Origin of the sequence: Streptomyces wuyuanensis (assembly GCF_900103455.1) — a bacterium.
Taxonomy (GTDB): Bacteria; Actinomycetota; Actinomycetes; order Streptomycetales; family Streptomycetaceae; genus Streptomyces; species Streptomyces wuyuanensis.
In genome coordinates this window covers 148,734-168,920 of sequence record NZ_FNHI01000005.1, presented here as the reverse complement: position 1 = coordinate 168,920, position 20,187 = coordinate 148,734, and the positions used below count along the sequence as shown (strand labels likewise).

Here is a 20,187-nt window from a genome sequence, read left to right as displayed (position 1 = left end):
GCCTCAGGCGGTCAGGTTCACCGAACGGGCCGACGTGGCACCGATCTCCTCGGCGATCTCGTTGAGCACGTTCTGCGGCACGGTGTCGTCCACGGTGAGGACGACCAGCGCCTCCCCGCCCTCCTCCTGGCGCGCCACCTGCATACCGGCGATGTTCAGCCCGGCCTCGCCCAGGATGCGGCCCACCGTGCCGACGACGCCCGGCCGGTCCTCGTAGCGCGCGACGACCATGTGGTCGGCCAGCGCGAGGTCGATGTCGTAGTCGCCGACGGCCACGATCTTCTGCAGGTGCTTGGGCCCGGCCAGGGTGCCGGAGACGGCCACCTCCTCGCCGCCCGCGAGCGTGCCGCGCACCGTCACCACGTTCCGGTGGTCCGGGGACTCCGAGCTGGTGGTGAGGCGCACCTCGACGCCGCGCTCCTGCGCGAACAGCGGGGCGTTCACGTACGACACGGTCTCGTCGATGACGTCCTCGAACACGCCCTTCAGCGCGGAGAGTTCGAGCACCTTCACATCGTGCTGGGTGATCTCGCCGTACACCTCGACGTCGAGCCGGACCGCGACCTCGCCCGCCAGGGCGGTGAAGATGCGGCCGAGCTTCTCGGCGAGCGGCAGACCCGGGCGGACGTCCTCGGCGATGACACCGCCCTGGACGTTGACCGCGTCCGGGACCAGTTCGCCGGCGAGCGCGAGACGGACGGACCTGGCGACCGAGATACCGGCCTTCTCCTGGGCCTCGTCGGTGGACGCGCCGAGGTGCGGGGTGCAGACGACCTGGTCGAACTGGAACAGCGGGGAGTCGGTGCACGGCTCCTTCGCGTACACGTCCAGGCCCGCGCCAGCGACCCGGCCCTCCTTGAGCGCGCTGGCCAGCGCCTCCTCGTCGACGATCCCGCCGCGCGCGGCGTTGACGATGCGGACGGTCGGCTTCACCCTGTGCAGCGCCTCGTCGCCGATGAGGCCGATCGTCTCGGGCGTCTTGGGGAGGTGGACGGTGATGAAGTCCGAGACCTCGAGCAGTTCGTCCAGCGAGAGCAGCTTGACGCCCATCTGCGCGGCGCGCGCGGGCTGGACGTAGGGGTCGTACGCGACGATCTTCATGCCGAAGGCGGACATCCGCTGGGCCACGAGCACGCCGATGCGGCCGAGGCCGACCACGCCGAGGGTCTTCTCGCTGAGCTCCACGCCCGTGTACTTGGAGCGCTTCCACTCGCCGTTCTTCAGGGCGGTGTTGGCCTGCGGGATGTTGCGCGCGGTGGCGACGATCAGACCGCAGGCGAGCTCGGCGGCGGTCACGATGTTGGACGTCGGCGCGTTGACGACCATGACACCGGCCTTGGTGGCGGCGGAGACGTCCACGTTGTCCAGGCCGACACCGGCGCGGGCGACCACCCTGAGCTTCCTGGCTGCGGCGACGGCCTCGGCGTCGACCTTGGTGGCGGACCGCACCAGGATGGCGTCGACATCGGCGATGGCGGGGATCAGCTCGGCGCGGTCCGCGCCGTTGCAGTGCCGGATCTCGAAGTCCGGACCGAGCGCGTCCACGGTGGCGGGCGACAGCTCTTCGGCAATGAGTACAACGGGTTTACGGGGCGCAGTGCTCACGTGAGTCCTCACTGGTCCAATGCGGACGGCCGTCCCGACGGCCGCTGGCGGTGGAGGGGCTAGCCGCGTGGAAGACGCACGACGCTGTGGGCCTGACCTGACGCGTATGTACTGACCACTCTAGTGGTGTGGGAGGGCGTCTTTTCCGCCTTGGCGGAAGGATCACCCGTCCGGGTTGGACTTGCTGTCCAACGGCGGTCCCGGGATGCGGCGGAAGAGGCTCCGGGGACCGCGGCCGAGCCCTGGGACGACGAACGGCGGGCCCCGGAGGGCCCGCCGTACCGAGGCTCACGCCTCGTCGTTGTCCACCCAGCTCATGAGCTTGCGGAGCTCCTTGCCGGTGGTCTCCAGCAGGTGGTTCTCGTCCTGCTTCTTGTACTCGTTGTACTTCTTCAGACCACCGTGGTACTCGTCCATCCAGTTCTTGGCGAAGGTGCCGTCCTGGATCTCGCCGAGGACCTTCTTCATCTCGGCCTTGGTCTGGTCCGTGATGATGCGCGGGCCGGTCACGTAGTCGCCCCACTCGGCGGTCTCGGAGACGGACCAGCGCATCTTCTCCAGGCCGCCCTCGTACATGAGGTCCACGATCAGCTTCAGCTCGTGGAGGCACTCGAAGTACGCGATCTCCGGCTGGTAGCCGGCCTCGACCAGGGTCTCGAAGCCCGCCTTGACCAGCGCGGCGGTGCCGCCGCAGAGCACGGCCTGCTCGCCGAAGAGGTCGGTCTCCGTCTCCTCGGTGAAGGTGGTCTTGATGACGCCGGCGCGGGTGCCGCCGATGCCCTTGGCGTACGAGAGCGCCAGCGCGAAGGCGTTGCCGGTCGCGTCCTGCTCGACACCGGCGATGCACGGAACGCCGCGGCCCTCCTCGTACTGGCGTCGCACCAGGTGGCCGGGGCCCTTGGGGGCGACGAGCGCGACGTCCACGCCGGCCGGGGGCTTGATGAAGCCGTACCGGACGTTCAGGCCGTGGCCGAAGAAGAGCGCGTCGCCGTCCTTCAGGTTGTCCTTGACGGACTCCTCGTACACCTGGGCCTGGATCGGGTCCGGGACCAGGATCATGATGACGTCGGCCTCGGCGGCGGCCTCCGACGGCGTCACCACGCGCAGGCCCTGCTCCTCGGCCTTGGCCTTGGACTTGGACCCCTCGTGCAGACCGACGCGGACGTCCACACCGGAGTCACGGAGCGACAGCGCGTGGGCGTGGCCCTGGCTGCCGTAGCCGATGACCGCGACCTTGCGGCCCTGGATGATGGACAGGTCGGCGTCGTCGTCGTAGAACAGCTCGGCCACTGGGTTTCTCCTTGGGTGTTCCGGTGTTGCGTCCCACCGTACGGCGGGGAGCGATGAGGGGGTCTGGGGGTCTCGCCATCCGGGCGGCCCGGCCGGATGCCGGCCGGGCCCCGCGGCTCAGGCGCTGCGCTCGAGGGCGCGCAGGCTGCGGTCCGTGATGGACCGGGCGCCGCGCCCTATGGCGATCGTGCCGGACTGGACGAGCTCCTTGATGCCGAACTGCTCCAGCATCTTCAGCATGGCCTCGAGCTTGTCACTCGAACCGGTGGCCTCGATGGTGACGGCCTCGGGCGAGACGTCCACGGTCTTGGCGCGGAACAGCTGGACGATCTCCACGATCTGGGAGCGGGTCTCGTTGTCCGCTCGGACCTTCACCAGGACGAGTTCGCGCTGGATCGCGGCGCTGGGCTCCAGCTCGACGATCTTCAGCACGTTGACCAGCTTGTTCAGCTGCTTGGTGACCTGTTCCAGCGGCAGGTCCTCCACATTGACCACGATGGTGATCCGGGAGATGTCGGGGTGCTCGGTGACGCCGACGGCGAGCGAGTCGATGTTGAAGCCGCGGCGGGAGAAGAGGGCCGCGATCCTGGCGAGGATGCCGGGGGTGTTCTCCACCAGGACGGAGAGCGTGTGCTTGGACATGGTCGTCGTGTCTCTCTCTTCGCTCAGTCGTCTTCGTTGTCGCCGAAGTCGGGGCGGACGCCGCGCGCGGCCATGACCTCGTCGTTGGAGGTGCCGGCGGCGACCATCGGCCACACCATGGCGTCCTCGTGGACGATGAAGTCGATCACCACGGGGCGGTCGTTGATGGCGTTGGCCTCGGCGATGACCTTGTCCAGCTCGGCCGGGTCCTCGCAGCGCAGGGCGACACAGCCCATGGCCTCGGACAGTTTCACGAAGTCCGGGATGCGGGTGCCCTTGCGGGGGGTCTGGCTGGCACCGACCTGCGAGCCGATCGTGCGGTGACCGGTCTCGTCGGAGTGCAGGACGGTGCTGGAGTAGCGCTCGTTGTAGAACAGGGTCTGCCACTGGCGCACCATGCCCAGCGCGCCGTTGTTGATGATCGCGACCTTGATCGGGATTCCGTTCAGGGCGCAGGTGACCAGTTCCTGGTTGGTCATCTGGAAGCAGCCGTCGCCGTCGACCGCCCACACCGTGCGGTCCGGCATCCCCGCCTTGGCGCCCATGGCGGCCGGGACGGCGTAGCCCATCGTCCCGGCGCCGCCGGAGTTCAGCCAGGTGGCCGGCTTCTCGTAGTCGATGAAGTGCGCGGCCCACATCTGGTGCTGGCCGACGCCGGCGGCGAAGATCGTGTTCTCCGGCGCGAGCTGGCCGATCCGCTGGATGACCTGCTGCGGCGAGAGGCTGCCGTCCTCCGGCAGGTCGTAGCCGAGCGGGTAGGTCTCGCGCCAGCGGTTGAGGTCCTGCCACCAGGCGGTGTAGTCGCCGGTGTTGCCCTCGCTGTACTCGGCCTGGACGGCCTGGACCAGGTCGGCGATGACCTCGCGGGCGTCACCCACGATCGGAACGTCCGCGGCCCGGTTCTTCCCGATCTCCGCCGGGTCGATGTCCGCGTGGACGATCTTGGCGAACGGTGCGAAGCTGTCGAGCTTTCCGGTGACGCGGTCGTCGAAGCGGGCGCCGAGGGCGACGATCAGGTCGGCCTTCTGCAGCGCGGTGACGGCGGTGACCGAACCGTGCATGCCCGGCATTCCCACGTGCAGCGGGTGGCTGTCGGGGAACGCGCCCAGCGCCATCAGGGTGGTGGTGACGGGGGCGTTGGTGAGCTCCGCGAGGACCTTGAGCTCGGCGGTGGCGCGGGCCTTGAGGACCCCGCCGCCGACGTACAGGACGGGGCGCCTGGCCTGGGTGATCAGCTTCGCCGCCTCACGGATCTGCTTGGCGTGCGGCTTGGTGACCGGCCGGTAGCCGGGCAGATCGGTCTGCGGCGGCCAGCTGAACGTGGTCCGCGCCTGGAGGGCGTCCTTGGCGATGTCGACCAGGACCGGACCGGGGCGGCCGGTGGAGGCGATGTGGAAGGCCTCGGCGATCGTCCGCGGGATGTCCTCGGCCTTGGTGACCAGGAAGTTGTGCTTGGTGATCGGCATCGTGATGCCGACGATGTCCGCCTCCTGGAAGGCGTCCGTACCGATGGCCTTGCTGGCCACCTGGCCGGTGATGGCGACCAGCGGGACGGAGTCCATGTGCGCGTCGGCGATCGGTGTGACCAGGTTTGTGGCCCCCGGGCCGGAGGTGGCCATGCACACGCCGACCTTTCCGGTGGCCTGCGCGTAACCCGTGGCCGCGTGCCCCGCGCCCTGCTCGTGCCTGACCAGGATGTGGCGCACCCGGGAGGAGTCCATCAGCGGGTCGTACGCCGGAAGGATCGCACCGCCGGGAATGCCGAACACCGTCTCGGCCCCGACCTCCTCGAGAGAACGAATGAGGGACTGCGCGCCCGTGACGTGCTCAACGGTGGCGGAGGTCTGTCCGCCGGTGCGGGCCCGCGGCTGCGGATGGTGGGCCCCGGTGGCCTGCTCGGTCATCGGCATTCTCTTCTCGAAGCTGAGGGTTTTTGCGGTTCTCGAAGCTGGGGGTTTTGCGGGGTTTTGTTAGTGCCAGTGCAACAAAAAACCCCTCGTGCCGGGAGGCAAGCGAGGGGAGCGCGCCGGTGCGGTCTGCAGTGCCCGTGCAGGGCCATGCTTCAGCCGACGCGCTTTCCAAGTACGAGAATTCGGGTGCGCATGGCACTGACCCTCCCCCCGGCGGACCATGACTGTCAAGTGGGTGGGACAGGCGTCTCATTATTTGAGCGCATCGGGGGACGGCCGACGATCTCGGGAGCGGCCGGGGAGCGCCGGGCCGGCAGCGCCCGGCCGGACAGGACCGGCAGGGCGGAGCCGCCGGGCACCGGGAACTCGCCGCGCGCCAGCACACGGCGCAGCCGGTGCTCGTCGAGGGGCCCGGAGAAGGCCATCCCCTGGCCGTGCGAGCACCCCATGGCGCGTAGGGCCATGACCTGCTCGGGCACGTCCACCCCGTCCGCCACGGACTGCATTCCGAGGTCCCGGGCGATCCGCAGCAACCCCGCGGTGATCTTGTGCAGCCTGGCCGACTCCACCACGCCCTCGACCAGACCGCGATCGAGTCTGAGCACGTCGATCGGGAGCCTGCGCAGGGCGATGATCGCCGCGTAACCGCTGCCGAAGCCGTCCAGCGCGATCCGTACGCCGAGTCTGCGCAAGGCCACCAGACGCTGCTCCAGTTCGTCGAAGGAGATCCGCGGGTCGCTGTCGGCCAGTTCGATCACCAGGGAGCCCGAGGGCAGCCCATGGCGGGTGAGCAGGCTCTCGATGGAGCCGAGCGGCGTGGACCGGTCCAGCAGCCGGCGGGCGGGGATGCGCACCGACACGGGGATGCGGTGACCGAGCCGGACGCGCTCCGCCGCCTGCTCGACGGCCTCCTCCAGCAGCCGGTGGCCGAATCCCGCGGTCGGATCGCCGTCGTCGGCGACCCGGCGCAGCTCGTCGGGGGTGAAGAGAATGCCCTGGGACGATCTCCAGCGCGCCTGGGCCGCCACGGCCGCGATCCGGCCGTCCGCGAGGCCGACGACGGGCTGGTGGAGCAGTGTGAACTCGCCGTCGTGGAGTGCGGGGCGCGACCGGGCGGACCGGTCCGAGAGCAGGGCCGTGTCGGTCTGCATCTGCGGCGCGTAGAGCTCGACCCTGTCCTTGCCGCCGGCCTTGGCCCGATACATGGCCAGGTCGGCGTTGCGCAGCAGGTCTCCGGCGCTGATGCCGGGCTCGGCGAAGGCGACCCCGATGGACGCGGCGACCCTCAGCTCGTTGCCCTCCACCCGGTACGGCTGGGAGAGCATCAGCCTCAGCCGGTCGGCGATCTCCTGCACCTGGCGCTCCCGGGCTTCCTGGTCGCGCGAGCCGTCGCCGAGGATGAGCGCGGCGAACTCGTCGCCGCCGAGCCGGGCCGCGGTGTCCCCCGCCCGCACGGATTCGTGGAGCCGGCGGGCGGCCTGGATCAGCAGCTCGTCGCCTGCCTGGTGGCCGTGGCGGTCGTTCACTCCCTTGAAGCCGTCGAGGTCGATGAAGAGCACGGCCGTGCCGGCGTCGCCGGCCCGCCGGCCGCCGAGCGCCTGCCGCACCCGCTCGGTGAACAGGGCCCTGTTCGGCAGGTCGGTGAGCGGGTCGTGCTCGGCGTTGTGCTGCAACTGGGCCTGGAGACGCACCCGTTCGGTGACGTCCCTGCTGTTGAAGATGAGCCCGCCCTGGTGGCGCTTCACCGTGGACTCGACGTTCAGCCACTGGCCGGTGCCCGACCTGAAGCGGCACTCGATCCGGGTGGTGGGCTCCTCCGCGGGGGCCGCCGCCAGGAATCTGCGCACCTCGTGGACGACGCGCCCGAGGTCCTCGGGATGGATGAGCGACGACAGCTCGGAACCGATGAGCTCGTCCGCGTCGCGGCCGTAGACGCCGGCGGCGGCCGGACTGACGTAGCGGAGTATGCCCGTCGGCGCGGCGATCATGATCACATCGCTGGACCCCTGCACCAGGGAGCGGAAGTGGTTCTCCTTCTGGGCGAGTTCATGCGTGAGGGCGATGTTGTCGAGCAGCATGATGCCCTGCCGTACGACGAGGGCGAGGACGACCGCGCATCCGGTGAAGACCACCACACGGTCCACTCTCCGGCCCTCGATGACGTTGTAGAGGATGCCGAGCGTGCAGACGGCGGCGGCCAGATAGGGGGTGAGGGCCGCGAGCGAGCCCGTGATGGGCCGCCCGGTCGGCCGGGGGCCGCGGACCGGGGCGGCGGGCGGCTCCGTCCGGCGCACCCCCCACGGCGCGTAGGCGAGGAGGAGGGAGGCGGCGAACCAGCCCGCGTCGAGCAGTTGTCCCGAGCGGTAGCTCTCACGCAGCAGCGGTGAGGTGAACAGCGCGTCGCACAGCACGGTCAGGGCGAGAGCGGCGATCGCGGTGTTGATGCCGGACCTGTTGACGTGCGATCGCCGGAAGTGCAGGGCCAGCACCATGCTGACGAGAACGATGTCGAGCAGCGGATAGGCGAGCGAGAGCGCCGCCTCGGACACGCTCTCGCCCTCGAAGTGCGCGGTGTGGGCGAGGGCGAGGCTCCAGGAAAGCGTGAGCAGCGAACCGCCGATGAGCCAGGCGTCCAGGCCCAGGCACACCCAGCCGGCCCTGGTGACGGGCCGCTTGGCGAGGACGAGCAGCCCGACGATGGCGGGCGGGGCGAAGCAGAGGAAGAACAGGTCGGCCGGGGAGGGGCTGGGGACCGGCCGGTCGAGGACCACCTCGTACCACCCCCAGACCGCGTTCCCGCAGGCCGCCATGGCGGAGGACACGGAGAACAGCATCCAGGCGGGGCGGAAGCGGCTGCCGCGCGCACGCGCGTAGAGGAAGCAGGAGACCGCGGCGAGTCCGGCGGCGAAGCTCAGCCCGAAGTCGCCCATGATCAGCGCCAGTTGCTCGGATCCCCAGCCGAACGCCGCACCGATGGCGTAGCCACCGCTCGCGAGGACCAGCAGGACCTGTGGCAGCAGCCCCGTCCCGCCGCCGTTTTCCTGCACCTGGCGGCGGGCGAGGAGCGCCGCGGGGGCGATCACCGTGCCGCCCCTGACAGCGTTTTCATCCGGCTCCGCCTGCGGGGCCGGCCGTGCGGGCCACTCCGGAAACGCCTGCGCGGCACGTCCGGCGGACCGGGGCGGGCCGGGACGGCCGGCCCTCGCATCGGAGCGTGCGAGGGTGGTCGGCGGCGCTCCCGCCGCGTCGGATGGTTCGTCCACTGGCCGTGCATCGCCCGTCGACCCCCCTCGAAGTCTGGTCGCTCCGCAGCGCCGTTCCCGAACCCGACGCAGCCCCCAAGTCGGGACGATACACCAGACTCGTCACTCAGGGACATAGGTCATCTACGCTCAGTGACGGCAAGACTGTTTGTCGACACGGGGCGCATCCGACCGACTCCGCAGGGTGTCCGGCGCGTACCAGTGTGGCGTCTACCCGGTCGTGAGGACCACGTTTCGCAGAGCCTCACCCGCCGCGTAGCGGGTCAGCTGTGCGGCCAGCAGCCGCTTGGCGCGGGGCAGGAACGCCGATGTGGAGCCGCCGACATGGGGGCTGACGAGGACGCCGGGGGCGTGCCACAGCGGATGCCCGGCGGGCAGCGGCTCGGGGTCGGTGACGTCGAGCGCCGCGGTGATCCGGCCGGTCTCGACCTCCTTGAGCAGCGCTTCGGTGTCGACGACCGGCCCGCGCGCCACGTTCACCAGAAGGGCGCCGTCTTTCATCCGCGAGAGGAATCCGGCGTTGGCGAGATGGCGCGTGGCCGGCGTGAGCGGGGTGGAGAGGATCACCACGTCGGCCTCCGGAAGCAGCGCCGGCAGATCGGTGAGTGCGTGCACTTCGCCGCGCTCAGTGGTACGGGCGGAGCGCGCGACGCGCGCCACCCGCGCACACTCGAACGGCACGAGCCGGTCCTCGATGGCCGCACCGATCGCGCCGTAGCCCACGATGAGCACCGACTTGTCGGCGAGCGCCGGGTAGAAGCCGGCGTGCCACTGCTCCAGCCGCTGACCCTCGACGAAGCGGGGGATGCCGCGCAGGGAGGCCAGGATCAGGGCGAGGGCGAGTTCGGCCGTACTCGCCTCGTGCACCCCCCGGGCGTTGCACAGCCGCACGCCCGGCGGCAGGGAGCCGAGGCCCGGCTCGACGTGGTCGATGCCCGCCGAGAGGGTCTGCACGACCCGCACGTTCGTCATCGCGGCGAGCGGCCGCACGGCGACGTCCGTGCCCTTCATGTACGGGACCACGTAGAAGGCGCAGTCCGCGGGATCCGCGGGGAAGTCCCGTCCGCCGTCCCAGAAGCGGTAGTCGAGCCCCGACTCCGAGGGAGCGGGGAGCCCTTCGATCTCGTCGGCCGGAATCGGGAGCCACACGTCAGCAGTCATGGCCAGGAGGCTAACCGCCGGGAGGCTGGGCGCGGCGCGGCGGGAGGCAGACGTTAGTTTGGGGGGCGGCACGAGGAGGGGTACGGGCAGGTGGACCGCAGGACAATCGGTGCGGCGGCGCTCGGCGTGGGCGCGATCGGCCTCGGATGCATGCCGATGAGCTGGGGGTACACCGGCTCGCAGCAGCGCGGCGACCGGTCGCTGCGGACCGTGCACGCGGCACTGGACGCCGGGGTGACGCTGCTCGACACGGCCGACATGTACGGTCCCTTCACCAACGAACTCCTGCTCGGCAGAGTGCTGAAGGAGCGGCGGTCGGACGCCTTCGTCTCGACGAAGGTCGGACTGCTCGTCGGGGACCAGCACGTCGTCGCCAACGGCCGGCCCGGATACGTGCGGCGGGCCTGTGACGCGTCGCTGCGCCGGCTCGGCACCGACGTCATCGACCTCTACCAGCTCCACCGGGCGGACCCGGAGGTCCCCGTGGAGGAGACCTGGGGTGCCATGGCGGAACTGGTGTCGGCCGGGAAGGTCCGGGCGCTCGGCCTGTGCGCGGTGGGGGCGCGCGCCTCGCGCAGACCCGGCGCCGGGCGCCATGACGAAACGATCCGGCAGCTGGAGCGGGTGCAGCAGGTCTTCCCGGTGAGCGCGGTCCAGGCGGAGCTGTCGGTGTGGTCGCCGGAGGCGCTCGACCCGCTGCTTCCCTGGTGCGAGGCGCGCGGTGTGGGGTTCCTGGCCGCGATGCCGCTGGGCAGCGGATTCCTCACCGGCACGCTGACGCCCGGGGAGGGTTTCGAGCCCGACGACCTCCGGGCCCGGCACCCGCGCTTCACGGCGGAGATGATGGCCGCGAACCAGCCGGTGGTGGCGGGGCTGCGGCGGGTCGCCGAGCGGCACGGCCCCGGCACGACCCCCGCCCAGGTGGCGCTCGCCTGGGTACTGGGGCAGGGACGGCACGTCGTACCGGTACCCGGTGCCAAACGGGAGCGGTGGGCCGTGGAGAACGCGGCGGCGGCGCGGCTGGAGCTGACGCCGCGGGACGCCGCCGAGATCGCGGCACTGCCGCCGGCCAGGGGATCCTGGGACCAGTAGGTTCGCGAGGATCGGGAACCCCGGGCCGGGCTGCGGTGTAAGAACAGTAGGCGTGCGGCTCCCGCGGTTCGCGCGCCGCCCAGTCCATCCGGCGAAGGGAACCAGGACCGTGCAACGTTCAGTGGTGACGGCCGTGCTGGCAGCTGCCGCGCTGATGCTCTCCACCGGGTGCTCGTCCGACGGCGGGGCGGACGCGCCGGCCGGTCGCGACAGCGCTCCCTCCCGCCCGGCGACGCCGTCGAGCCCGGCCGGCGACGCCTCGGTCCCGGCACCCCCGGCGAAGGGGTCGGTGAAGGTCGCGGCCACGCTCACCCGGGATCTGAAGTCGCCCTGGGGCCTCGCGGCCCTCCCCGACGGCGATCTGCTGGTGTCGTCGCGGGACGAGGGCACGATCACGCGCATCGACGCGCGGTCCGGGAAGAAGACGTTGATCGGCTCGGTGCCGGGCGTGGCCCCGGCCGGCGAGGGCGGGCTGATGGGCCTCGCCGTCTCGCCCTCCTTCGCCTCCGACAATCTGGTGTACGCCTACTTCACCACCGCGTCGGACAACCGCATCGCCCGCATGCTGTACGACGAGCGCAAGCCGGCGGGGCAGCAGCTCGGCGCACCCGACACCATCCTGCGCGGCATCCCCAAGGGCCGCATCCACAACGGCGGGCGGATCGCCTTCGGCCCGGACAAGATGCTGTACGCGGGCACCGGCGAGACGGGTGAGACGGGTCTGGCCCAGGACAAGGAGTCACTGGGCGGCAAGATCCTCCGGATGACCCCCGACGGCCGGCCCGTGCACGGCAACCCGTCGGCCGACTCCGTGGTCTATTCGTACGGCCACCGCAATGTGCAGGGCCTCGCCTGGGACTCCCGGAACCGGCTGTGGGCCTCGGAGTTCGGGCAGAACACCTGGGACGAGCTGAACCTCGTCGAGCCCGGGAAGAACTACGGCTGGCCCGATGCCGAGGGCAAGGCCGGCAAGGCCGGCTTCGTGGACCCGGTGGCGCAGTGGCGTACCGAGGAGGCGTCACCGAGCGGGATCGCCTATGCCGCCGGATCCATCTGGATGGCGGGGCTCAGGGGCGAGCGCCTGTGGCGCATTCCGCTCGCCGGCACCGAGCCGTCCGCGGCCCCTCAGGCGTTCCTCGAGGAGGAGTACGGCCGGCTGCGCACGGTCCTGCCGGTCGCCGGGGCCCCGGGCGGCCGGGACGTCTGGCTGGTCACCAGCGAGACGGACAACCGGGGGACGCCCGGGGCCGGGGACGACAGGATCCTGCGGCTGACGGTCGGGTGACCGTCGCCCCCCGGTGACGGCAGGCGGCGTCCGGCGTTGCCGGTCCGCACGGGGTGGGAACCGGCGGAGGGTTCAGGCAGACGCCGGGAAGAGCCGAAGACGGTGCGCGAGAGCCGCCGCCTCGCCCCGGCCGGTGACGCCGAGTTTGGCCAGGATGTTGGAGACATGGACGCTCGCGGTCTTGGGCGAGATGAAGAGCTCCTCGGCGATCTGACGATTCGTGCGCCCGGCGGCGACGAGGCGGAGGACATCCTGTTCGCGAGGGGTCAGCCCGAGGTCTTCGGCAGGGGCCGGCGCCGGCCCGGACGGCGGCTCGGGCTCGTGCAGCCGCAGGCGGGCGCGCTGGGCGAGGAGCTCGATGTCCTCGGCCAGGCGGCGCGCCCCGAGCGCCCGGGCCGTCGTGTGGGCGCCGCGGAGCAACTCGGCCGCCTCGTCGCGGTGTCCGCCCCCGGCGAGCAGCGCGTCCGCCGTGCGGAGCCGGACAAGGGCCAGCTCGTAGGGGCGGTCCAGGGGCTCGAAGGCGGCCGCGGCCTCCCGCCAGCGGTCGCCGCTCTCCCGGCCCTCGGCACCGAGGAGTTCGGCGCCCGCCTGGAGGGCGTGGGCCCGCCAGAGTTCCACCGGCGTGACGAGGCGCCTCGCGGTCGTGCCGATCAGCAGGAGGGCTTCGGCCCGCCCTGCCTCGGCGGCGGGGAGACCACGCGCGCCGGCTTCGGCGGTGGCGGCGAGGACCACGAGCGGCCAGGCGTAGCGATGGGTGCCCGTGGGGAAGCCGTCCCGCGCGACCCGTGCGAACTCCCGGCGGACATCGGCGACACGGCCCTCCGCGACGGCGACGGCCAGGGATACCTCCGCGAGCAGGAGGGAGTTCTGGGGCATCGGATCGTGCGGCCCGTAGTGCTCCTGGGCGTCGGACAGGTGGCGTGCGGCGGCGTCCGGCCGGCCACGGCGTACGGCGATCCGTGCGAGCAGACAGCTCGCCGCCCCGCGCGGCTTGGAGCTGTGCGCGGTCGCCAGGAGCCGGCGGGCGGCCTGTTCCGTCTCCTCCCAGAGTCCGAGCGAGAACTGGGCCGCGGCGAGGTTGCCGAGGACCCAGTCGGCGTTGTCCACCAGACCGTGCTGCCGGCAGAACTCCAGCCCCTCGGCGCCGATGGCCACCGCTTCCCGGGACTGGCCGATGGACTGGAGCACGGAGGCGAGGTTGGTGTAGGCGCGGCCGGCCTCGGCGACCAGGCCCAGCCGCCGGGCGCGTTCCAGCACGGCGTGCATCTCGGCGAGACCGTCGTCGATGTCACCGGCGTCGACCATGAGACCGCCGAGGGTGAGCCGCGCGTCGAGTTCGATCTCCTCGGCCCCGACGACCCGGGCGTACTCGACGGCCCGCTCCGCGGCGACGAGGCTGTCGGGGCCGGGCGCGTGGAGCATGCCCCAGCCGGCGGCGGTGGCGAGGACCTGCGCATGGACGGCCGACGGCGGCAGCCCGCGCACCAGCTCCCGAGCCGCGGCGATCTCCTCCCAGCCGTCACCGCGGCCGAGGTTCTGCACCAGCCTGGAGCGTTCGGTCCAGAACCAGGCGGACCGCTGGAAGTCGGTGCCCCCGGGGCCGCAGGAGGAACCGGGCTCCCCCGCCTCCAGCAGGCGCAGCGCCGTCTTCACGATCTTGAGTGCGCGCTCGCGTTCGCCGCAGAGCCGGGCGGCCACGGCGGCCTCGGCCAGCAGGTCGAGGAACCGCAGGGACGTCGTCGCGGGATCGCAGCCGCAGGGAGGGTAGGCGCCGGCGTAGTCGATCGGCCGCAGCGCGGAACGGACCGCGGCGGGTGCGTCCTCCCAGAGCTCCATGGCCCGTTCCAGCAGTCTCAACTGCTCGGCGTAGGCGTGGCGTTTGCGAGCCGCCGCGGAGGCCTCCAGCACGGCGGGGAGGGCCTTGGCCGCGTCGTGGGCGGAGTACCAGTAGCTGGCGAGGCGGGCAGCGCGCTGGTCGGCGGGGACGAGACCGGGAGCGGCTTCGAGGGCTTCGGCGTAACGGCGGTTGAGTCGCGACCGCTCGCCGGGCAGCAGGTCGTCGCTGACGGCCTCGCGCACCAGGGAGTGGCGGAAGCGGTAGCCGTCGCCCTCGGGTGTGGCGAGGAGCAGGTTGGCGCCGACGGCGGCGCGCAGTGCCGTGTCGAGCTCGTCGTCGACGAGTCCCGCGACGGCCGCGAGCAGCGCGTGCTCCACGGTGGAGCCTCCCTCGGCGACGATCCGGACGACGCGCTGGGTGTGCTCCGGCAGCCCTTCGACGCGGACGAGCAGCAGATCGCGCAGGGAGTCGGTCAGTCCGGTGGGGCAGCCTTCGTGCGCGGCGACGGCCAGTTCCTCCACGAAGAAGGCGTTGCCGTCGGAGCGTTCGAAGATGTCGTCGACGAGCGAGGCGGCCGGTTCGGCCGCGAGGATCCCGGCCATCTGGCGGGCGACCTCGTCGCGGCTGAAGCGGGGCACTTCGACGCGCTGGACGGCCCTCAGCCGGTCGAGTTCGGCGAGCAGCGGGCGCAGCGGGTGCCGCCGGTGGATGTCGTCGGAACGGTAGGTGGCGAGCACCACGAGCCGGCCGGTGCGCAGGGTGCGCAGCAGATAGGCGAGCAGGTGCCGGGTGGAGGCGTCGGCCCAGTGCAGGTCCTCCAGCACGAGGACGACCGTCCGCTCGGCTGCGACCCGCTCGAGCAGCCGGGCGGTGAGCTCGAAGAGACGGGCTGTGCTCTCCTCGTCGGGCCGCCCCTGCTGCCGGACGGGGGCCTCCCCCAGTTCCGGGAGCAGCCGGGCCAGTGCCTCCTCCTGCCCGGCTGCCGCTGCGGCGAGTTCGTCCGGCAGCTGCCGGCGCAGGGCACGCAGGGCGGTCGAGAAGGGCGCGAACGGCAGGCCGTCGGCACCGATCTCGACGCAGCCGCCGAGGGCGACGACGGCGCCGGCCCGGCAGACCTCCCCGTGGAACTCCTCGACGAGGCGGGTCTTGCCCACCCCCGCCTCGCCCGCGATGAGCAATGCCTGCGGCTCTCCCGCGGCGGCGCGGGAGAGCGCCTGGCCGAGTGCGGTCAATTCGCCGGTGCGGCCGACGAAGACGGGGCTGAGGGACCTGGTCTCCACGCCGCCGAGCATCGCACAGGCGTCCGGCCCGGCGGCGTGGTACATCGGGATGACCGTCATGGACCCGTCCCGTCAGGCGGCCCGGGTGAAGCGGACCCGGCCGCCTCCGCTCCTCCCCTCGCGACTGTCCACCCGCCCCTCGGGGGCGCGTTGGGGTGCGGCGCGGCGTGCCGCTCGGCGAGCGGCACGCACGTCGCGGGCCAGCCGCTCGTCGTCTGCCCGGCGCAGCATCTCGGCGTGCCGGATGGTGTGGAGCTGGTACTCGAACACGATGTTCTCCCTGGGGGACGGGGCGAGGAGGCTGGTCGCCCTCGCCGCGGTCGATGCCTCGACTCTCGTCCCCCAGGCGGCGGTTCCGCATCGGGAAAGTTCCGCATCTTCACGCGGCCGGGGGCCTTAGAACGGACCGCATGCGGCCGCGACCGACCTGAGTACCCCAAGCGCCCCCAGCGCTGGGGCAGTTCGTCGAGGTGCCGGGGTCCCGAGCCGCCAAGGGACGGACCGTGCCCGCCGGAAGGCCGTACCGGCCGCGCCGGGAAGACATAGCCTGGCCGGATGATCACCACTGGGACCACGGGGAACTGCGAATGGCCGGACGGGGAGGGCCGTACCGCGACCGGCGCCTGGGTGGCGGACAACCTCGCCGAGGGCGAGCACGTCACCGGCGCGGCACGGCTGCGTGGCGGCTGGACCTCCGAGATGAGGCGGCTGGCCGTGACGGGTCCGGCCGGCGAACGAACGCTCGTGCTGCGCTCGTTCGTCAAGCCCTTCTTCGTACGCCATGCACCGGGCCTGCTGACGCGCGAGGCGGACGTCCTCCGGCTGCTCGCGCCCACCGACGTCCCGGCGGCGTCATTCGTCGCCGTCGACGCCACGGCCGAGCACTGCGCCCACCCCTCCCTGCTCATGTCGCTGCTGCCGGGCGAGGTGCGCGTGGACGACGACGAGGATGCCGGACGGCGGGCGCGCCTGCTCGCGGACCAGCTCCTGCGCATCCACAGGGTGCCGGTGACCGGGGCGACACGACCCCGTGCCTATCAGGCGTGGACCTCGGCGGCACGCGTCACCCCGCCTTCGGGCACGCTGCGGCCGGGGCTCTGGCGGCGCGCGGTGGACGTCATACGCCAGGCGCCGCCGGTGCACCGGGGGTGCTTCCTCCACCGCGACCTCCATCCGGGCAACGTGCTCTTCACCGGCACCGGCGACGATCTGCGGATCAGCGGGGTGGTCGACTGGGTGGAGACGTCCTGGGGACCGGCCGATCTGGACGTGGCGCACTGCTCCAGCGCCCTGGCCCTTCTGTACGGCGCACCGGCGGGCATGCGATTCGCCGATCTGTACGCGACGGCCGGGGGAACGCTCGCCGACGACCCGTCGGCGCATCTGTACTGGCGGCTGCTGGACGCACTGGCGTTCACGCCCGACGCGGAGAAGGTGGCCGGGCCGTGGCGGGAGCTGGGCCGTACCGACCTGACTCCGGACCTGCTCACGGACAGGCTGGAGGACTACGTCCAGGCCCTCTTCGACCGTTACGCCTGAGCCCTCCTCCCGCTCCTGCGCCTCCCCCGCGGCCGGCGTCCGGGGAGCGAGCGGCCGGCGCGAGCGCTCGGCGGCACCTGGAGCACGACGGGAACGGCGCGGCGCGGCCAGGGGACCGGCACGGGCCGGTACGGCGCCGGGGCCTCAGCGGTGGTCGGCGGCGCGGCGCGCCCGCCACTCGGGGGCCAGGACCGACCAGACCTCCATGTCATGGCGAACGCCCTGCCACGGGAAGCTCTCGCGCAGCACCCCGTCCCGGCTCATCCCGAGCCGCTTGGCGACGCCGATGGAGCGGTGGTTGGCGGAGGAGGCGAGCCACTCGACGCGGTGCATCCCGCGCTCCTCGACGGCCCAGTCGACGAGCACCTCGACGGCTCGGCTGATCAGTCCCCGCCCGGCGGCGGACGGCTCCAGCCAGACGCCGACCTCGCAGGACTCGGTCGACGTGTCGAAGATCCGGAAGAGCACACCGCCGACGAGCGTGCCGTCCAGCCGGACGGCCCAGAGCCGGCCGGTGTCCGCGGCCTGCTTGTCGGCGTAGTTCTGGAGCACGGCACGGGCCGACTCGACGTCCTTCACGTTCACCGTCAGCGGCACCCAGGGCCCGGCGTACTCCCGGGCGCGCTCGATGTGCTCCAGGAACTCCTCGGCCTGCCAGGGTTCGACGGGCCGCAGTTCGGCGCCGTCCCCCAGGGATATCGCGAACATCCCGCTCCTTACGCCTTGTGGCGCGCCGCGCGTGGCGGGCCGCCTCGTGATCCTCGCACCGGGCTACCGCGCGAGCGTGCTGTCCTCGCTCACGCGCATCCCGGCGATCTTCGCATGCGCGGTCGAAAGGCTCTCGGGAGTTTCGATGCTGATGCGCGGCAGGCGGCGGTCCAGCCAGCCGGGCAGCCACCAGTTGGCGCTGCCCAGCATGTGCATGAGCGCCGGCACCAGCAGGGTGCGCAGGACGAACGCGTCGAGGGCGACGGCCGCGGCCAGGCCGATGCCGAACATCGCGATGACCCTGTCGCCGCTGAGGACGAAGGCGAGGAAGACGGAGATCATGATGACCGCCGCCGAGTTGATCACCCGGCCGGTCTCGGCGAGGCCGACCCTTACGGCACGCCGGTTGTCCCGCGTCTCCAGCCACTCCTCGTACATCCGGCTGACCAGGAACACCTGGTAGTCCATGGAGAGCCCGAAGAGCACCGAGACCATGATCACGGGGAGGAAGGGCTCGATCGGACCGGCGCTGCCGAGTCCCAGCAGCTCGGATCCCCAGCCCCACTGGAAGATGGCGACGACCACGCCGAAAGCGGAGGCGACCGCTACCACGTTCATCAGCGCGGCCTTGAGCGGGATGCCGACCGAGCGGAAGGCGAGCAGCAGCAGCACACAGCCCAGGGCGATGACCGCACCGACGAACATCGGCAGTTTCCCGACGATGACGTCGGCGAAGTCGTCGTAGCTCGCGGTCACTCCGCCGACGTGGACCTCGAGCGAGGTCCCGCTCTCGGCCCCGGGCAGCACGTCGGCGCGCAGCCGGTCGACGAGTTCGCTGGTCCGCTGCGACTGGGGCGGGGAGTCGGGGACGACGGTGACCACGGCGGTGTCGGCCCGGCTGTTGAACGTCACGGGGCTGACGGAGGCGACGCCCTCGGTGGCCCGGAGGGCCGCGGGCAGCTGCTGCATCGCCAGCCGGTCGTCGGCGCCGTCGAGGGCGGCGACCAGCGTGAGCGGACCGTTGGTGCCCGGCCCGAAGCCCTCGGCGACCAGGTCGTACGCCTTGCGGGTGGTACTGGAGGCGGGCGCGTTGCCCTGGTCGGAGGTGCCGAGGTGGAGCGAGAACGTGGGCAGCGCGAGGACCGCCATCACCGCCGTGGCGACCAGTCCCAGCAGCTTGGGCCGGCGCTCGACGAACGCCGACCAGCGGGCGGCGAACCCGGTCGGGAGCTCGGGCCGGGGTCCCCGCCGGGCGAGCCGGCGGCGCTCGGGCCGGCCGAGTGCGCGCATCCCGATGAAGGACAGCAGCGCGGGCAGCAGGGTCACGGACGCGGCGACCGTCAGGAGGACGGTCAGACAGGCGGCGATCGCCACTCCGTTGAGGAAGGACAGCCGCAGGACCAGCATCCCGAGCAGCGCGATGCAGACGGTGAGACCGGCGAAGACGACCGCCCGCCCCGTGGTCGCCACGGCGTTCTCGGCTGCTTCGGCGACCGGCAGCCCCCGCCGGAGGCCCTTGCGGTGCCGGGTGACGATGAACAGCGCGTAGTCGATCCCGACGCCGAGTCCGATCAGCAGCCCGAGCACGGGCGCGAAGTCCGCGACGTCCATGACGTGGCCGAGCAGCACGATGCCCGCGTACGCGGCACCGACGCTGACGAGTGCCGTGGCGATGGGAAGGAGGCTCGCGGCCAGTGAGCCGAAGGCGAGGAAGAGGACCACGGCGGCCACGGCGACGCCGACGATCTCCGCGAGGTGCGAGGTGGGCGTCTCGGCGAGCGCGGTGGCGCTTCCGCCGAGTTCGACCTGGAGTCCGTCGTGCGCGGCCGCCTTGGCCGTGTCCACGACGGCGCGTGCCTGGGCCTCGGGGACGTCCGCCGCCTTCGCCTCGAAGACGATGGTCGCATAGGCCGTGCGGCCGTCCTCGCTGATCTGCCCGGCCGCGCCCTGCCCTGTTCCGGCGTCGCCCTCCCCGCCGCCGGCCTTCCCGGCGGAGCCGGTCCCGGCCGCGCTCTTCCCGTCCGACCGCGCCTTCGCGTCCTTCTTCGAGTTCTTCTTCGAAACCTTCTTCGAGTCCGCCTCGTCCGTCCTGTCCGGTTTGCCGTCCGAGGACTTGCCCGAAGCCTTCCCGGACGGGGACTGCGGGGAGGTGTCGTACGGGCCGGTGACCGAGGCGACGCCGTCCAGCCGCTCGACCTTCTTCAGCACGGCGGTCATCCGCTGCTCGACGGCGGCCGCCCGCACACTGCCCCGAGTGCTGTGCCAGACGATGGTGTCGCCGCCGTCGAACCTGCCGTGGAAGCCGTTCTGGAGGAGTTCGGTGGCCCGCCCCGATTCGGTGCCGGGAACGTCGTAGTCGTTCGAGTACGCCGTGCCCGCGAGGACCGCCGCGACCGAGACGCCGCAGAGGGTCGACAGCCAGAGCATGACGGCGACGAGTCGGTGCCTGATGCACCACCGGGCGATGGCGGACAACGGACGGGCTCCCTGGTGGTTCGTGGATCTTCACTGGGAACTGCCCGTAAAGAACACATGACCTGCAGGGCAACACTGTCTCAGGAGAAAGTGATCGTTA

At 71.9% G+C, this 20,187-nt stretch carries 13 protein-coding genes; 3 read left to right on the top strand and 10 right to left on the bottom strand.

The window, feature by feature from the left end; genetic code table 11:
• Positions 1 to 3 precede the first annotated feature (3 nt).
• The 6 genes from serA to BLT82_RS09695 form a co-directional block, all read right to left on the bottom strand.
• A complete protein-coding gene (gene serA, locus BLT82_RS09720; protein ID WP_093653485.1) occupies positions 4 to 1,605 on the bottom strand; it encodes a phosphoglycerate dehydrogenase in 1,602 nt (533 codons plus the stop codon).
• 288 nt (positions 1,606 to 1,893) lie between these two features.
• Positions 1,894 to 2,895, bottom strand: coding sequence for a ketol-acid reductoisomerase (gene ilvC, locus BLT82_RS09715; RefSeq protein ID WP_093653484.1), 1,002 nt, complete (start codon positions 2,893 to 2,895; stop codon positions 1,894 to 1,896).
• A gap of 117 nt (positions 2,896 to 3,012) precedes the next feature.
• Positions 3,013 to 3,537, bottom strand: coding sequence for an acetolactate synthase small subunit (ilvN, locus tag BLT82_RS09710; protein WP_093653483.1), 525 nt, complete (start codon positions 3,535 to 3,537; stop codon positions 3,013 to 3,015).
• A 23-nt stretch (positions 3,538 to 3,560) separates the two neighbouring features.
• Positions 3,561 to 5,447 (bottom strand): acetolactate synthase large subunit, encoded by a 1,887-nt coding sequence (locus BLT82_RS09705; protein WP_093653482.1) that lies wholly within the window; start codon positions 5,445 to 5,447, stop codon positions 3,561 to 3,563.
• A gap of 227 nt (positions 5,448 to 5,674) precedes the next feature.
• Positions 5,675 to 8,530, bottom strand: coding sequence for a putative bifunctional diguanylate cyclase/phosphodiesterase (locus tag BLT82_RS09700; protein WP_093653481.1), 2,856 nt, complete (start codon positions 8,528 to 8,530; stop codon positions 5,675 to 5,677).
• Between the two features lie 390 nt (positions 8,531 to 8,920).
• Positions 8,921 to 9,871, bottom strand: coding sequence for a 2-hydroxyacid dehydrogenase (locus BLT82_RS09695; RefSeq protein WP_208867800.1), 951 nt, complete (start codon positions 9,869 to 9,871; stop codon positions 8,921 to 8,923).
• A 90-nt stretch (positions 9,872 to 9,961) separates the two neighbouring features.
• Here BLT82_RS09695 and BLT82_RS09690 point away from each other — a divergent pair, with 90 nt between their 5' ends.
• Both BLT82_RS09690 and BLT82_RS09685 read left to right on the top strand, forming a co-directional pair.
• Positions 9,962 to 10,963, top strand: coding sequence for an aldo/keto reductase (locus BLT82_RS09690; RefSeq protein ID WP_093653479.1), 1,002 nt, complete (start codon positions 9,962 to 9,964; stop codon positions 10,961 to 10,963).
• Between the two features lie 154 nt (positions 10,964 to 11,117).
• Positions 11,118 to 12,248 (top strand): PQQ-dependent sugar dehydrogenase, encoded by a 1,131-nt coding sequence (locus BLT82_RS09685; protein ID WP_244291910.1) that lies wholly within the window; start codon positions 11,118 to 11,120, stop codon positions 12,246 to 12,248.
• Between the two features lie 72 nt (positions 12,249 to 12,320).
• On the opposite strand, the gene BLT82_RS09680 is transcribed toward BLT82_RS09685, so the two are convergent.
• Both BLT82_RS09680 and BLT82_RS09675 read right to left on the bottom strand, forming a co-directional pair.
• The gene (locus tag BLT82_RS09680; protein ID WP_093653651.1) at positions 12,321 to 15,377 is read right to left on the bottom strand and encodes a helix-turn-helix transcriptional regulator; all 3,057 of its coding nucleotides are present in this window, start codon (positions 15,375 to 15,377) and stop codon (positions 12,321 to 12,323) included.
• A gap of 60 nt (positions 15,378 to 15,437) precedes the next feature.
• Positions 15,438 to 15,635 (bottom strand): hypothetical protein, encoded by a 198-nt coding sequence (locus BLT82_RS09675; protein ID WP_093653478.1) that lies wholly within the window; start codon positions 15,633 to 15,635, stop codon positions 15,438 to 15,440.
• 285 nt (positions 15,636 to 15,920) lie between these two features.
• Between BLT82_RS09675 and BLT82_RS09670 the strand changes: the two genes are divergently transcribed.
• Complete coding sequence (locus BLT82_RS09670) at positions 15,921 to 16,904, top strand: phosphotransferase family protein (protein WP_093653477.1); 984 nt, start codon at positions 15,921 to 15,923, stop codon at positions 16,902 to 16,904.
• A 144-nt stretch (positions 16,905 to 17,048) separates the two neighbouring features.
• Here the strand turns inward: BLT82_RS09670 and BLT82_RS09665 are convergent, their stop codons facing one another.
• Positions 17,049 to 17,612, bottom strand: coding sequence for a GNAT family N-acetyltransferase (locus BLT82_RS09665; RefSeq protein WP_093653476.1), 564 nt, complete (start codon positions 17,610 to 17,612; stop codon positions 17,049 to 17,051).
• A 63-nt stretch (positions 17,613 to 17,675) separates the two neighbouring features.
• The gene (locus tag BLT82_RS09660; RefSeq protein ID WP_244291899.1) at positions 17,676 to 20,087 is read right to left on the bottom strand and encodes an MMPL family transporter; all 2,412 of its coding nucleotides are present in this window, start codon (positions 20,085 to 20,087) and stop codon (positions 17,676 to 17,678) included.
• Positions 20,088 to 20,187: the final 100 nt, after the last annotated feature.